Genomic DNA, 14,304 nt, shown 5'->3' with positions numbered 1-14,304 from the left:
CCATTCGTCATGTCGAATGGGCGCCGTTGTGCGTTAAGCGTCCGCAAGCACGGACAACGCCCCATCCGAGCCTGACAGGATAGACCTGCTGCAGCGCCCCTCGGACGGGTGGCGGGCATGGCCGCGCAGGGGGCGACCATGTGAAACGGCAGCGATTATAGCCGTGCGGGTGACAGAGCCCAAGGTTTTCTGTCGAATCGTTCAAGACCATGGTCCAAGATGCATGCGCGGGCGCCGACCGCTCTGCCATCATGGCCCCATCCCGATCCCGCCCTTTCAGCCACGAGGAGCACCGATGAATTTCCACACTCGCAAATGGGTCAAGCCCGAAGACCTCAACCCCAACGGCACGCTGTTCGGCGGCAGCCTGTTGCGCTGGATCGACGAAGAAGCGGCGATCTACGCCATCGTCCAGCTGGGCAACCAGCGCGTGGTGACCAAGTACATGTCGGAGATCAACTTCGTCAGCGCCTCACGCAAGGGCGACATCATCGAGCTGGGCATCACCGCTACGGAGTTCGGCCGTACGTCGATCACCTTGCGCTGTGAGGTGCGCAACAAGATTACGCGCAAGAGCATTCTTACCGTCGATCGCATGGTGTTCGTGAACCTGGGTGAGGATGGGTTGCCGGCGGCGCATGGGCGGACGCAGATCAAGTATTTGCAGGATCAGTTTCCGGATAGTGCGGTGGAGTGATTGGAAAGGGGCCGTATTTCACGGCCCTTGTAGGTTTTATACTAGAGGTGGTGGGATTCTGTAGTGGGTCAGCCGCCAATATTTATGCAGGTTTGAAACTAGGCTTGCCAGCTTGGGGTCGCCATAGTTTATTACATGTAAGATGGCTTCAGGACCACTTGCCTCTTTTATAGAGGAAAATCAGATCGCTGCCGCTAAGAGGTTCGGTGAGGGCTTTAAGCGATAAATCAGGCGATCCTGCTGTACTTGATAACTACCAATAGCATCAAGTGCGGCTTGATCGCTTTCGTCAAAGTCATAATAATTTGAGCAATTTTCTTGTGAAAAAATGTATTGCAGATTTAATAAATTCAGATTACTTGTAGTTTTCTATTTTTAGGATTTTGACTAATGGTAGGCTCGTGTTAGTAGGGTTTTGAGTGTAGTTTTATTTCTGATTTTAGAGCTTAAGATTCAGATTTCGTACGGTTAATGCGTCATTCGTAAATCCGGTTTGAACAGGAAGTCTACGAGGTGAGGGTGAGTTTCCCTGCAAACTATAGCGTTCTTAACGGGGAGGGGTTTTTATGAAATTCTGACTATTTAGAGCGACTGTAGCGAGGATGCAGGTCAATAGTAGAGGTATATTCCACTCACTGAGAAAAATCGTCTGAAATACAAATACTAAAACTGGGATAAATGAGTTGATTTGCGTGAATCGTGCAATGCCAAGGTAGTGCAAGCAAGTTTGCGATAAGAATGAGGGGATGACCATGTTAAAAAATACCAGTATCAACAGTGAAGGTACTTGAACGGCCGGTATCGCCAAATGCGCCAGTTCGTCATGAATAAGTAAGTAGCCGAACGTGCCTAGAGTCATTAAGTAACAACGTACGGCGATAATCGAGTTGGCTGAAAGGTTCGCCCGCATTGCTAAATTGCGTGAAATAACGAAATAGGTAAATATTGAAATGCCAGCAAGCACAGTGCTCATCAGTGCGGCAATACTAGCTTGGGTCAAAATGTAGGCAGAAGAAGCAGCCAGCATGCATGCAATTGCTTTCCAGCCGTCCCGAGCTGCGAGGCTAGCACAGCCAGCAGAAGTTAAAAAAAATACAGAGACATAGAACTCTGGTGCCGAATGAGTGGCGCTATAATATGAAAACACCCAGTTTAATATAAACGCGATCGACATTACAAGCCAGCTTTGCCAATATCTGAATACAGCTAAGTGCGAACTTTTAAAGCGAGACGCTTCCACAAAATTGAATATTATGCTGGAGCCCGTCGCCATGTAGAATAATGCCGCTGCCATAGGAATATCTGTACCTGCGTAACTAAGGAAGACGATGGCGACGGCCGTCAATATAGCGTATATCACGTTGAGGAAATGTCCCCTGGTCAACGAGGGGGCAAGGCCCTTGATTTCATTGTTCAATAAGTTTTTCTCATGTGATCTTTTAGGCATACCATTGCCCACTTGATATCCGTAAGGCTGAACCAGCCCATGTGAGCAATGCGTAATACCCTGTCCTGCAAGTCACCAGCGCCTTGTGCAGTATAGAGTTTGTAGTATTGTTCTAATGCAAGCTGTAAAGGTTGAGAGTGTATATGAGCCGGTAGATTAATTGCTGTCATAGCAGGAGACTGAAAAGGCGGCTTCGCTAAGCTATCTAGCCCTAGTTCCGTTAGCGCGCTTTGACAGATAGCCCGCGCTTGAGAGTGGCGTGAATAAACTCGCTCCAGCCCTTCGGAAAAAAGCAACTGTAAACTGACCTGTAGCCCGCGAAAAGAGACGATTGAGGGTGTCGACGGAGTTTGACAAAGGCGCGCGCAGGCTAAAGCTCGCTTGAAATCAAAATACATGCCAACGCGCGCGCTGCTAGCCCGTTTCTGCGCTCGATCGTTTGCCACCACAATTGCCAAGCCCGGCGGGGCCATAAGACCTTTCTGTGGCACGGTTATTAAAACATCAATACCCCACTGGTCCATATGGATAGGCACAACACCGGCGCTGCTTACGGCATCGCATAGTACCAGAGCACCTGAGTTAGCCTTTATAATCTGTACTAAATGTTTAAGAGGATTCAGCACGCCGGTTGAACTTTCATTATGTGTGATCAGCACCGCATCAAAGTGCTGCTGCTGCAGCATGTATGATAGCTTCTGTGTGTCAGTCGATTGACCAGGCTCACTTCGCAGACGAATCAATTGCTCAGGTGCGTCCAGAGTGCGCTCGGTGATTTGCGCAAACAACTCACCGTAAAAACCGGTCTGCAGCGATAATACCCTGTCGCAGGGTCTTAGAATATTTTGCACAGTGGCCTCCAATCCACCGGTGCCTGAGGACGTAAGAAAAATCACCGGGTGAATTGTTCCAAGCAGGGCTCGGAGATTGCGATCTACACCTGCATAGAGACTTTTGAATTCATCACTTCGATGGCTGATTATTTGCTGACTCATGGCTTGGAGCACCTGTGGCGCCAAGGGAGTTGGGCCAGTAATACGCAAGTTGATTTCATACATGGGAGTCAGGAACGTTGAGTGAGTTAGAAATCTCATGTAATGCGGCGGTCAGTCGGTCAATATCCGAGCTGGCCAATTTACCCATACAGCCAATCCGAATAGATCGGCCCGTCGCATACGTACTGGGGTAAATGATTAATCCAATGGATTCTAGTCGTCTGTATAATTGCTCTGATGAGAGAGGAAAGTTGTCTGGCAGTAAAAACGTAGTAATCATAGGCGCTCGATCAACTGTGTCTAGCACAGGGATGATGTCCAGTTCAGCTAACTTGCACACCAACCTTTGATTGAGTCGATGGTATCGCTCTAAGCGTCGCTTGGCTCTCCCCTCCTTAGCCCACTCATTTAACGCTTGATCAAACGCAAGCAATACGTGGGTCGGAGGGGTAAAGCGCCATTGACGGTCATTCGCCAATCTACGCCACTGTGCGTTGAGATCTAAACTCATGGTACGACGTAGACTGGAGTGTAGAATAGATTTTCGAGCAATGACGAATGTTATGCCCGGTACTGAGTGTAGGCATTTGTTGGCCGATAAGGTAACAGCGCCGATGGCTGGAGAGTTAAACTGAATGGGTATTGCTCCAAAAGTGCTGATGGCATCAAGCAATAGATGTACAGAACGCTGCTCGCAAATTTTGATTATTTCCGTTAGTTCATTAAGTACGCCTAAGCCCGTCTCGAAGTGCACCAGGGCGAGGTGGCTGATGTGTGGATTGCGTTGAAGAAAAACATTAACTAAGGCTGGGTTGATGGCCTGCGTGTTGCCGCACTGTAAGGGTAGGCAGCTTATTTTGTGGGTCTCGCAAATTTCAAACATGCGCTGGCTGTATACTCCATTGATCAAAACACCTACGCAGTAATCGATTGCTGGCAGGCAGCTTGTTAGCATAGCTTCGACCCCGAAAGTGCCGCTGCCCTGCATTGGGACTGCTACAAAAGTCTCATCAATGTCGTATGTATCCAGCAGTTTAGAGCAGATTCTTGATGTCAGATCGATAGTTGTCTCAGTTCGGGATCCGATATCCTTTAGCATGGCTTTTTTTACCGCAGAAGAGGTATTAAGTGGGCCAGCTGTGAAAAGCACTTGAGGGTCTGTGAAGTGCATCTAAAGTTCTCTTGTCAAGGTGGTAGTGGCAGAGCGACTTAACGATATAATGTGGGCGTCGAGATATGGAAAATAGGATTATTGGGATTGCTTCTTTTCGATGCATAATAAATATCGTATAACCCTTCACAGCGTGCTCCAGCTGCGAAGGTAAAATACAGCATGCGTCGACCAGCCGTAGAAATATTACGTGCTGATCGATGAGGGACATAAGAGTCGAAGAGTATTATGTCGCCAGGCTCAGTCGTGATTGGCAACCAGTCGAATTTGCTACTCGTCTCCTCCTTGATATCTCCATTAATTTTTCCACCGTGATGGTAGTTCAACAATGGCCTAATTCCCATTGGGGTGTCCAATAGCTCTTCTACATCTTGATTCTCGTATTGATACAAATAACCTGAAGCAATTTCGAGGCAGCCGTTTTCCAGTGTGGCAGGATCTAAAGAAATCGCAGCAGTAATTTGATAGTGGGTGTCAAAATGGCGGTATGCAGCGATGTCTTGGTGAGCACCGAAAGCTCCACCGCCAGGGTGCTTGAAATTGCACTTATCCTTGAATAAATGGAAAGGTATACGAGTAATGTCGCTGATCAATTTCTGCAAAATACCAATCAGGTGATCCCGAATATAAGGCGTGCTGCCAGCTAACCATTCGATCCGGCATACCTCCAATGCATTGTTAGATTCACTAATTACTAAGGGCTCTATTTCATTATGCCTTGGGTTTGCTGATGTTATCAGGCCTCGATTGCGACAGGCCAATACATCGCGCCCCGCTTTGAGTAATAACTTACATATGTCGTCAAGACGCTCCAGTTCTTCGGTCGGTAAGGTTTGTCTCAAAGTGGTGAAGCCTTGCTGCTGAATTTCATCATATATGCACATGTGGTTTCTCGGCTGGGTGAAAGTATCCCTATGTTTATAAAGGGCAGGTTAGGCGATCGAGTGCTGTATTCCAGACACTGTCTGTAGTGCACAAGACCATGCGCACGCTACTGCTGCTGTCTTTGCCGTAAACACACCCAGGAACTACTGCAACCTTGCGCTCGTTGAGTAGAAACGTAGCTACCGCTTCGCCTTCAGTGACTTCGGTTTTTTTGTAGCCAGAAGGCAATGCACGATACAATTCGCTAATGTTAGGAAAAAGGAACATAGCACCGTATGTTTCACGGTTCCAATTAAAACCAAACTCAGAAGTCAGCCTAGCGCGACCAAGCTTTGCACGTGAAGCTACCATTCTTGCAGATGACTCTAACCATGTATCACGGGCTGGATCACGTAATAAACTTTCAGCGATGGCCTGATACTGAATGTTCACACCCAGGTACATATAATCATGGATTTTTTTTGCGATTTCTATCACGCCTGGCGGAGCGATCATCCACCCTATGCGTAATCCTGGTAAGCCAAACTTTTTAGAAAAACTGTTAATGGTTATGGTGTTATTTCGCAAACCTTCGATGCCGAATGCTGGCTTGTGCCGTCGGTCAATTGACATAGTGTCGTACACTTCATCATGAATGATCCAGGTTTGGTTGCGGGTCGAGAACTGCGCAAGCGCGCTCCAATCTTTCGAACTTAGAACATAGCCGCTGGGGTTTTCAGGAGAATTGATAATGAATGCCTTGACGTCTTCGATTGACTGCGTGCTCAACATCTCGGCTACCTCGTTGCCGCCTGCTACGCGCGAGACTTGGACGACTCGTCGACTGAGTAATTGTATCGCTCGGGAGTAAAGCATGTAGGAAGGATCGGCCAACGCAATGGCGTCGTTTTCACCAGTTACGGCCAGTATTGCAAGGTTGATTGCCTCTACGCCACCGTGGGTGATCATGATTTCACTGTGTGGATTGACTTCTAGTCCGTGACGCTGGCGATACCAGTCAGAGATTGCTAGACGCAAGCCCAAAGAACCCAAAGAGCAATCGTAGCGCTTAGCGCCGCTAAGAAAACTCTCATAACTCAGGTTGCGATGCTTAATGGTATTAATTGCATATTCTGGGGGGCCGAATACAGGTTCACCAAAACTCAGGTCCGCAATCGAATGATCAGCTTTGGCTACATCGGAAATAGCTTTAGAAACGTAGGTCCCCATTGCCTGAGCAATAGAATTGATCGGCATATTTCTGGATGCTTTCGACATGGTATAAATCCAATCTAGAGAAGGAGTTAAATTTGGCTACAGCAAACTTTCCCTGAGACGTTGTGCGATTGCGGGCGGAGGCATGGTGGGTCGACCTACGTTTTCGGTCGGACAAGTATTGACCGGCACATGAATTAGATGCGGTCCTTCTAGATGATGTAACAAAATGGTTTTGAGCTCGTTTATGGAGTCGCAGCGAGTTGCACTGCGGTAGCCGCACGCTAATGCAATGGCGCAGAAGTCGATTTTAAAAGCAGCACTTTTTTGCCCGCCAGTAGAATCGTAAGTTTTATTATCAAGTACTATATGGGTAAGGTTATGCTGCCCACTGGCCGCAATACTGGTCAAGTTACCCAAATGCATAATGGCGGCCCCATCGCCATCGAGCACATATACAGGATGTTCCGTGGCTAATGAGAGACCATGTGCGATAGCGCTGGCGTACCCCATTGATCCGACACAATAGAAATTACGCGGCCGATCATCAATGGTGAAAAGTTCCCGACCCGTTTTGCCTGTGGTTGCAATCAAAATACTGGCTTCCGGTGTTGTGGAAGCTATCACGCGCAAAGCCTCGACGCGACTGGGCGATCGCCCGCAAGCGTGCACTGATGAAATGTTGGGTATGTCGCTGAAAGGTGCGAATGTATCGGCTTTTATCACCAGGGCATGTGTTTTTCCAGTATCTTTGATTGCTTGTTGCGTGACACGCAAAAGCGCTATTGCGCTCTCGGGCTCCTTAGGTAAGACCTGCCACGGAATTTCCAAAAGTGTCAGCAAGTCAGGAGTGATTTTGCCCATTTGCACGTGCTGCGGCTCGTCTTTTTCACCAGGAGTGCCTCGCCAGGTAACCAACAGAAGCGTACTTATCTGGAATGTATCGTTAAGGGAAGTGAGTGGGTTGACCATATTGCCTAATCCTGAGTTTTGGCACATTACGGCCGCAGACTTACCGCCCAACCATAAGCCACTAGCAATAGACAGTGCATCACCCTCGCTGGACGCAATCAGGTACTTGGCATCTCGATGCGAGATACTAGCGTTAATTAATGGGGTTAGAAATGAGCAGGGAACACCCGTAAGATATTGGATGCCGCCACTGACTAATACATCGACAAAATCAGATGCGTCAATCATATTGAATTCCAATATAGCTTTAAAAGAGCTTAGGCAGTTACTGATGTGAGATACTTTTCTTCGGCTAATCGCGCTTCTGCTTCGCCGGTTAACATGAAAATATCTTCAAGAGTCGCAATGTCTTTTTCGATCAACGAGACACTCTCATTTTTCTGAATTTGCTCTGTAATCCTCTTCATAGCTTGGATAGAGGCACGTAGGCTGTGGTTGGCCCAGATGACTGTACTGATACCAGCCTCCTTGTAGACGCTAGTTTCGACGCTTGAGTACTTAGTTGGTATAATGATAACCGGGCATGACTCTTTCCACCGGCTCTTAAATTCAAGAACCTCACGGGCATCTTTCCGCTTTGAGTGAATCAGAATAGCATCAGCACCAGCATGATAGTATTTGTACGCTCTTATTAGTGCTTCATCCATGCCCAATCCGCTGATAAGCGCTTCTATTCGTGCGACGACTACAAAGTCCTCATCCAGCTGACTATCTTTAGCTGCGCGTAATTTTCCGCAAAATTCATCGGCACTAGTCAAGTCATTGCCGTCTGAGATAAAAGAGTTTACTTTTGGAAAAAGTTTGTCTTCCAGACAAACACCAGCAATGCCGCGCTGGCAGAGTTTTTTGGTCAGACGTCTAACATTGTTGAAATTTCCGAATCCGGTATCGCCATCAACTAAAATTGGTACTGTTGTATGATCACTCATGAACTCAACAATATCCAGTATCTGAGTCCATGATGCTTCATTGCGATCACATAAGCCTAGCGATGCGGAAATTGATAAACCCGACGCCCAGACCCCTTTGAAGCCGCTTTCTTGAGCGATTCGAGCACTAAGTGCATTGTGAGCCTCCATGAGAAAGCTGGTATTTTCGTCTTGGATTAATGATTTTAAAATTGTAGTCTTTTTCATTTATTTCCTCCAAAGAGTCATTCCATATAAATAGGATTTTTGACGCTCGCAAGGTGTTTTAAAGGCAGATTGTTTATAATCCTCCCGCTACTTCGATAAAGCTACCGCTGACATATGATGACTGATGGCCAAGCAGCCACATAATAGCCGCTGCTACTTCTTTCGGCTCGCCGCCACGCCCTATCGGCAAGCGAGATTGGAGCTTTTCTACCCGATTAGGATCACCGCTCAAGACATGAAAGTCTGTGCGGATGAAGCCAGGCCTCACGGCGTTTACCCTGATGTCATCTGGAGCTAGCTCTTTCGCTAGACCTATTGTCAAACTATCCACCGCGCCTTTAGAAGCTGCATAGTCTACATATTCCCCTGCAGACCCGAGACGAGAAGCCGCCGACGATACGTTTACGATCGCGCCGCCTGTACCGCCGTGCTTATTCGACATTCGTAGGATTGCATGTTTGCAACAAAAAATTGTTCCGAGCACGTTGGTGGCAAATACTCTATCTATCCGCTGGCAGTCCATATTTTCTAGCCGACTCGCATGCCCTACTGTTCCAGCGCTATTGACCAGTGCCGTAAGTCGGCCCAAGCAATCGTCAATCTTTGAAAATAATCGCTCAACATCGCTCTCTGTACCCACATCAGCCTGTACGGCGATGGCATTTCCACCAAGAGCTTGAAGTTTCCTGCATAGCAAGTCAGCGGCAGAGGCATCGTGCAGAAAGTTGATGCATACAGCGTAACCCTGCTCTATGGCCATTAATGCACTTGCGGCACCGATACCGCGACTTCCTCCTGTAATCAGCATGACCTTAGACATAATTTGCTCACTCCTCGATCTTTTTGATCACGAAATATGTGAACTGGCCCAGCTCTTGACGTAATCGATCTCGAGTGGCTATGTAATCAAAGTCAGAACCTTCTGCTATCATCTGCTTCACATGCTCCAACACGTCGTGCAATTCGCTGTCATTAAGTAAGGAGAAGTGTGAGTCTCCTTGGCGAAACTCTTGAGACAGCAAGGAATTAGCATAAAAGTACCCCGATTGTTGGATGATGCTATCGACATTGATTACGCGATGGATAATCTCAAACCCAATCGTGCGCAAGAACAATTGCAATGGCTCATATTCAATAATTCTCGGCTTCATCCGATTTACTGCTTTTTCGAGTAGCTTGCCCCACCAGACACCGTCCTCAAGCTGGCTGTGAGTGATGGTGTTGATAAAAAGTACGCCACCTTTTTTAAGAGATCCTACTGCTTCGCACAGAAATTTTTTCAGTGCTTTAAAATCATCGGAAGGATCCAGATGATGCAGAGACTGATTGCACATTATCGCGTCGAATTTCTCACCCTCACTTTGATACAGAGAAAGATCTTGCTTAACCCAAATCACGTTGCTGAGGTCTTTTTCTTTTATTTTATTTTTGCAGTGATTTAGCATATTTTCATTGTGGTCCATACAGACGACATTTATACCTAAGCGTGCCATCTCTAATGCATAGTTGCCGGTGCCACAGCCGGCATCTAAAACGGTCATCAGATGAGCTGGTTTGTTCAGCTGGGTAAGATACCCAAGTATAATTTCAATGCCTACCGCTGTCCTCGTTTTGTCATAGTTGATAGATGTCGAGTTATAGTTTTCATAGGTGCTCAAAATAAAACCTCGATTTTATTTGGTTGCCGTCGAGCGCTCGATTATGGAGATGGGTCGGATGATTTAGCTTGAGGCAATAAGGGAAAAGAGTTTTTTTGCTTTGAATCCCATGCGGGTCTTTATTTTATGGTTTGTCCTACCAATTTCAATAACTTGCAATTTCTCCTGTTTTGCGTAACGAAAGGCCTCTAGCATGCATATACTATAGGGACTGAAATCAGCTCTGTCATAGGACATACCTGCTGCCCATACATGGAAATTTTTATTATGGACGAAGCACACCATGACTCCTAAAATTAGATCGTGCTCATGTACTGTGACAAATCGAGTCATCTTGCCGCAGGCTTCTAAGAAGGGTTTTAACATCGCTTTAGGATAATAGTTTGGAGTTCCGTGTCGAGCGCTAGTAGACCAAACCAGCTCGGAGATTTGTACCAAGTCAGACATATCTATTTTCTGTGTCGACGTGTGTGCACGACTAGCCTGAAACTTTCTTCGCTGGCGATTCATCTCTCGTCTACCATCAGCAGGAAGACTTGCGATGTAGTCTTCCACTGATTGGATCTGGTCGATTTCCATGAGGTAACGGTCCCAAATAAATCGCGTCTGATAATTCTCCAGAGCGCCAGCTAATAGCAATTTTCTATTGGTTACATTGATCAGGCCAACATGCTTGGCACCCAAGGCACTTCCCAGGTTTCTGATGGATTTTAAGATTGCCCTTCGAATAGAGTTTCCTTGCTCTATTGATACAATGACTTCTGTTTCATAGCAGTGCATGATATGGCCCATACAAGCAAGACCTTCATTAAAGTTTCGGCCAGTCGCATGAGCTAAAGATCCGAAAGGATCTGCAGAAATTTGTGTATAAACAACAGTAAAGCCAACCAGTACAGTATTGCTGTAGGCAAGGATGTAGTACGCTTTCAGTATAGGGAGCAGAGGCCAGTAATGAGCGGCTTCGAGAAAGCGCACGTCATAGAAAAATGGTGTATCCATTACTGTGTTAAGTGCCGTTATTTCGTTTAGGGGTAGAAGACTAAAGTCGCTAATAATTTTTATTTGATGGGGCTTGCCTGACATATTTTTCTTCTCCCGAATCCTTCGGGTAAAAAATATGGCAGTCCATTTAGAACCTGTCAAGGCAGATTTGGTGAGCTTATTTCTGATCTGTCAAGTAATAATTAGTAACGCGTCGTACGTCTTGGATGTTTCAAATTAATGCATGTTTTAAATAACCTGAAGTCTGTAGCTGCTTGCCTTCCTACATTGTGCCCTAAACTCTTGATAAATCGAAAGTTTGAATTTCAAACTGCCGAGTTGAAGCGCGCTGTGTGTCGAGAATATAAATCGATATCCAATCAGCATCTGATCTCACAAGCGCGACGGCAGCTTAACGGTCGGCAAAAAAGAGGCCGCATTGCGCGGCCTCTTCGATTGGATTTCTAAACGTTACGGCTACTCACTCACCCGTCGCACCACCCCACCCACCGTCAACCCCTGGATCAGGATCGACGACAACACCACGATGTAAGTAATCGACAGCAACAAATCCCGCTCATCGCCACTCGGCAGCGACAATGCCAACGCCACCGACACCCCGCCACGCAAACCGCCCCAGGTCAGCACGCGGATGGTGCCCTTGGGCACGCTGCGCCAGCGCCGCAGCAGCAGGATCGCCGGAGCCACGGTTAGCAGGCGCGAGGCCAGTACCGCCACGGCCAGCACGGTGCCGGCCGCCAGGTGCAGCCAGTTGAACGGCAGCAGCAACAGTTCCAGGCCGATCAGGGCGAACAGCAGGGCGTTGAGCATGTCGTCGATCAGCTCCCAGAAGCCGTCCATGTAGCGCCGGGTCATGTCGTTCATGGCCAGGTTGCGGCCCAGGTTGCCGATGATCAGGCCCGCCACCACCATGGCGATGGGCGCCGAGACATGCAGTTCGTAGCACATCACCGAGCCGCCGATGACCAGGGCCAGAGTCAGCATCACTTCCACCTGGTACTGCTCGATGCCTTTGATCATGCGGTAGGTGGCGTAGCCGATCAGGCCGCCGAAGACCGCGCCGCCGACCGCTTCGCGCAGGAACAGCACGGCGGTGTCGGCCATGCTCGGCGTCTCGCCCAGTTGCGCGATCCCCAGCAGCACGGTGAACACCACCACTGCGGTGCCGTCGTTGAACAGCGATTCGCCGACGATGGTGGTCTTCAGCGGCTTGGGCGCATTGGCCGTACGCAATGCGCCGAGTACCGCGATGGGGTCGGTGGGCGAGATCAGCGCGCCGAACAGCAGGCAGTAGATCAGGCTGACGTGCCAGCCGAACAGGGCGAACACCCAGTGCGCCAGCAAGCCAATCACCACGGTAGCGATCAATACGCCGACGGTGGCCAGCAGGCCGATGGGCCAGCGGTAGCTGCGCAGATCGCCGAGGTTGACGTGCAAGGCGCCGGCGAACAGCAGGAACGACAGCATCCAGTGCATCAGCAGATCGTTGAAGTCGATCTGGTTCATCAGGCCTTCGACGCGCGCTTCCAGGCCTGGGAAGCCCAGCAGGCTCAGGCCCTGGATCAGCAGCGAGAAGAGCAGGGCGGTGACCATCACGCCGATGGCGGGCGGCAGGCCGATGAAACGGTAATTGACGTAGGTGAGGAGGGTGGTCAAGCAGATAAACGCAGCAACGAGTTCAAGCATCCTGAATCCTGTGGCAGTGGCTTCCAAGTCGAAACCCGAATGGTTCGGGGCAATTGTTTGATAGGCTGACCGGGCGGTCGGGCACATGCTCTGACCAGAAAACGGCGTAACGTTCCTTTTGTGGCGCGTTGGAGCCTCGTTTTCTGATCACGGGCAGGGTAGGGTGCATCACGAAACATTCGTTTACCTTTCATTGCATGCTGGAGTCCCGAACGGTGTTGGCCACCTCGCTCGTCCTGCTCGCCGCGTTGCTGCACGCCACCTGGAACACCCTCATCAAGTTCAGCGGCGAGCGTTCGCTGGTGATCGCCTGCATGGATACGGTCGGCTTGTCGTTCGCCCTATGCGCTTTACCTTGGGTCGAGGTGCCGCCAGCCGACATCTGGCCGTGGCTGATCGCCTCGGCGCTGGCCGAGTTGCTGTATCGGGTTTTGCTGATCCAGGCCTATCGGGTAGGCGACCTGGGGCTGATCTACCCGCTGATGCGCGGTACGTCGCCGTTGGTGGTGCTGGTCTTGACGCTGCTGTTCGCCGGGGAGTCGCTGAGCGCCCAGCAGATCGTCGGTATCCTGCTGATTCCGTGCGGCATGGCCTGCCTGCTGTGGCAGGGCGGGGGCGGCGAGCGTCTGCCTTGGTCGATGTTGCCGGTGGTGGCGCTGATCGGCCTGTGCATCGGTTGCTACACCTGGCTCGACGGCCAGGCGGTGCAACGTTGGGGCCAGCCCTGGGATTATCTGGTGTGGCTGACGCTGTGCTGCTCGGTGCCGTTCCCGTTGTTGGCGAGCGTGGCGCGCCGACCAGCCTTCGTGCTGTTCTGGCGTACGCAGTGGCGGCTGGGCCTGGCGGTGGGGGTGTGCGTGCTGCTCAGCTATGCGCTGGTGCTGTTCGCCATGCACCTGGGGTCGATCGCCGAAGCGGCGGCCCTGCGCGAGCTGAGCGTGATCCTCGTGGTGCTGCTGGGCATGCGCTACCTCAAGGAACCTTTCGGCAGGCCGAGACTTCTGGCGTGCGGGCTGGTCTTAGCTGGCGTGCTGGTGATGAAACTCTGACTCATTCGACCTTGGAGGTCCTGCTATGACCGTCGCCCTGTGGTGCATCCTGTTCGCCATGTTGTTGCCACCGCTCAGCGCCTTGGGCGCCAAAGTCGCGAGCGGCCGTTTCGGTTTTCGCGAAAACCACGATCCACGCGCCTTCCTCGATACCCTGTCGGGCCTGCCGCGGCGGCTGCATTCGGCCCAGCAGAACGGTTTCGAGACCTTCCCCGCCTTCGCCGCCGCCGTGCTGGTGGCCGACGTGGTGGGCAATGCCGAACAGGTGACGCAAGACGTGCTGGCGGTGCTCTACATCACCAGCCGGCTGCTGTTCATCATCTGCTATATGGCCGATTGGGCCGCGCTGCGTTCGCTGATGTACTTCGCCGGGCTGGTGCTGATCGTCAGCTTCTTCGTGGTGTCGGTCTGA

General features: G+C 50.0%; 14 protein-coding genes and 1 riboswitch. Of the genes, 3 read left to right on the top strand and 11 right to left on the bottom strand.

Features of this window, described 5'->3' with window-relative positions; genetic code table 11:
• Nucleotides 1–11 precede the first annotated feature (11 nt).
• Nucleotides 12–108, bottom strand: a riboswitch (S-adenosyl-L-homocysteine riboswitch).
• Nucleotides 109–295: 187 nt separating this feature from the next.
• Nucleotides 296–697, top strand: coding sequence for an acyl-CoA thioesterase (locus AA0Z93_RS05050; RefSeq protein ID WP_296266182.1), 402 nt, complete (start codon nt 296–298; stop codon nt 695–697).
• 547 nt (nt 698–1,244) lie between these two features.
• On the opposite strand, the gene AA0Z93_RS05045 is transcribed toward AA0Z93_RS05050, so the two are convergent.
• From AA0Z93_RS05045 to AA0Z93_RS04995, 11 genes are all read right to left on the bottom strand, one after another.
• On the bottom strand, nt 1,245–2,114 hold the full coding sequence (locus AA0Z93_RS05045) for an EamA family transporter (RefSeq protein ID WP_413046114.1): 870 nt from the start codon (nt 2,112–2,114) through the stop codon (nt 1,245–1,247).
• The gene (locus AA0Z93_RS05040; protein ID WP_413046115.1) at nt 2,111–3,202 is read right to left on the bottom strand and encodes a pyridoxal-phosphate-dependent aminotransferase family protein; all 1,092 of its coding nucleotides are present in this window, start codon (nt 3,200–3,202) and stop codon (nt 2,111–2,113) included. Before AA0Z93_RS05040 ends, AA0Z93_RS05045 begins: the two co-directional genes overlap by 4 nt.
• Nucleotides 3,195–4,310: a 2-aminoethylphosphonate--pyruvate transaminase gene (locus tag AA0Z93_RS05035; protein ID WP_413046116.1), complete on the bottom strand. Its 1,116-nt coding sequence runs from the start codon at nt 4,308–4,310 to the stop codon at nt 3,195–3,197. Before AA0Z93_RS05035 ends, AA0Z93_RS05040 begins: the two co-directional genes overlap by 8 nt.
• 38 nt (nt 4,311–4,348) lie before the next feature.
• Nucleotides 4,349–5,194 carry a phytanoyl-CoA dioxygenase family protein gene (locus tag AA0Z93_RS05030; protein ID WP_413046117.1) on the bottom strand — a complete coding sequence of 282 codons (846 nt, stop codon included), beginning with the start codon at nt 5,192–5,194 and terminating at the stop codon, nt 4,349–4,351.
• Between the two features lie 34 nt (nt 5,195–5,228).
• Nucleotides 5,229–6,452: a pyridoxal phosphate-dependent aminotransferase gene (locus AA0Z93_RS05025; protein WP_413046118.1), complete on the bottom strand. Its 1,224-nt coding sequence runs from the start codon at nt 6,450–6,452 to the stop codon at nt 5,229–5,231.
• 36 nt (nt 6,453–6,488) lie between these two features.
• Nucleotides 6,489–7,589, bottom strand: coding sequence for a phosphonopyruvate decarboxylase (aepY, locus tag AA0Z93_RS05020; RefSeq protein ID WP_413046119.1), 1,101 nt, complete (start codon nt 7,587–7,589; stop codon nt 6,489–6,491).
• A gap of 29 nt (nt 7,590–7,618) precedes the next feature.
• Entirely contained in the window at nt 7,619–8,497 is an 879-nt protein-coding gene (gene aepX / locus AA0Z93_RS05015) for a phosphoenolpyruvate mutase (RefSeq protein ID WP_413046120.1), read from the bottom strand.
• Nucleotides 8,498–8,570: 73 nt separating this feature from the next.
• Nucleotides 8,571–9,317 carry an SDR family oxidoreductase gene (locus tag AA0Z93_RS05010; protein WP_413046121.1) on the bottom strand — a complete coding sequence of 249 codons (747 nt, stop codon included), beginning with the start codon at nt 9,315–9,317 and terminating at the stop codon, nt 8,571–8,573.
• Nucleotides 9,318–9,324: 7 nt separating this feature from the next.
• Nucleotides 9,325–10,155 carry a class I SAM-dependent methyltransferase gene (locus AA0Z93_RS05005; protein WP_413046122.1) on the bottom strand — a complete coding sequence of 277 codons (831 nt, stop codon included), beginning with the start codon at nt 10,153–10,155 and terminating at the stop codon, nt 9,325–9,327.
• A gap of 63 nt (nt 10,156–10,218) precedes the next feature.
• On the bottom strand, nt 10,219–11,238 hold the full coding sequence (locus AA0Z93_RS05000) for a GNAT family N-acetyltransferase (RefSeq protein ID WP_413046123.1): 1,020 nt from the start codon (nt 11,236–11,238) through the stop codon (nt 10,219–10,221).
• A 375-nt stretch (nt 11,239–11,613) separates the two neighbouring features.
• A complete protein-coding gene (locus tag AA0Z93_RS04995; protein ID WP_413046124.1) occupies nt 11,614–12,843 on the bottom strand; it encodes a cation:proton antiporter in 1,230 nt (409 codons plus the stop codon).
• Nucleotides 12,844–13,058: 215 nt separating this feature from the next.
• Here AA0Z93_RS04995 and AA0Z93_RS04990 point away from each other — a divergent pair, with 215 nt between their 5' ends.
• Entirely contained in the window at nt 13,059–13,892 is an 834-nt protein-coding gene (locus AA0Z93_RS04990) for an EamA family transporter (RefSeq protein WP_413046125.1), read from the top strand.
• A gap of 25 nt (nt 13,893–13,917) precedes the next feature.
• Nucleotides 13,918–14,304, top strand: coding sequence for an MAPEG family protein (locus tag AA0Z93_RS04985; protein WP_413046126.1), 387 nt, complete (start codon nt 13,918–13,920; stop codon nt 14,302–14,304).

Origin of the sequence: Pseudomonas phoenicis (assembly GCF_047302395.1) — a bacterium.
Lineage (GTDB): Bacteria > Pseudomonadota > Gammaproteobacteria > Pseudomonadales > Pseudomonadaceae > Aquipseudomonas.
Note: the sequence above shows the minus strand (reverse complement) of the source record. Positions and strands in the feature narration are given on the sequence as shown.

Coding starts and splice junctions, on each gene's coding strand:
- aepY (WP_413046119.1), bottom strand. CDS start 7,589: ATGATTGACGCATCTGATTTTGTCGATGTATTAGTCAGTGGCGGCATC.
- AA0Z93_RS04985 (WP_413046126.1), top strand. CDS start 13,918: ATGACCGTCGCCCTGTGGTGCATCCTGTTCGCCATGTTGTTGCCACCG.
- AA0Z93_RS05010 (WP_413046121.1), bottom strand. CDS start 9,317: ATGTCTAAGGTCATGCTGATTACAGGAGGAAGTCGCGGTATCGGTGCC.
- aepX (WP_413046120.1), bottom strand. CDS start 8,497: ATGAAAAAGACTACAATTTTAAAATCATTAATCCAAGACGAAAATACC.
- AA0Z93_RS05035 (WP_413046116.1), bottom strand. CDS start 4,310: ATGCACTTCACAGACCCTCAAGTGCTTTTCACAGCTGGCCCACTTAAT.
- AA0Z93_RS05000 (WP_413046123.1), bottom strand. CDS start 11,238: ATGTCAGGCAAGCCCCATCAAATAAAAATTATTAGCGACTTTAGTCTT.
- AA0Z93_RS05030 (WP_413046117.1), bottom strand. CDS start 5,194: ATGTGCATATATGATGAAATTCAGCAGCAAGGCTTCACCACTTTGAGA.
- AA0Z93_RS05025 (WP_413046118.1), bottom strand. CDS start 6,452: ATGTCGAAAGCATCCAGAAATATGCCGATCAATTCTATTGCTCAGGCA.
- AA0Z93_RS05040 (WP_413046115.1), bottom strand. CDS start 3,202: ATGTATGAAATCAACTTGCGTATTACTGGCCCAACTCCCTTGGCGCCA.
- AA0Z93_RS04995 (WP_413046124.1), bottom strand. CDS start 12,843: ATGCTTGAACTCGTTGCTGCGTTTATCTGCTTGACCACCCTCCTCACC.
- AA0Z93_RS05050 (WP_296266182.1), top strand. CDS start 296: ATGAATTTCCACACTCGCAAATGGGTCAAGCCCGAAGACCTCAACCCC.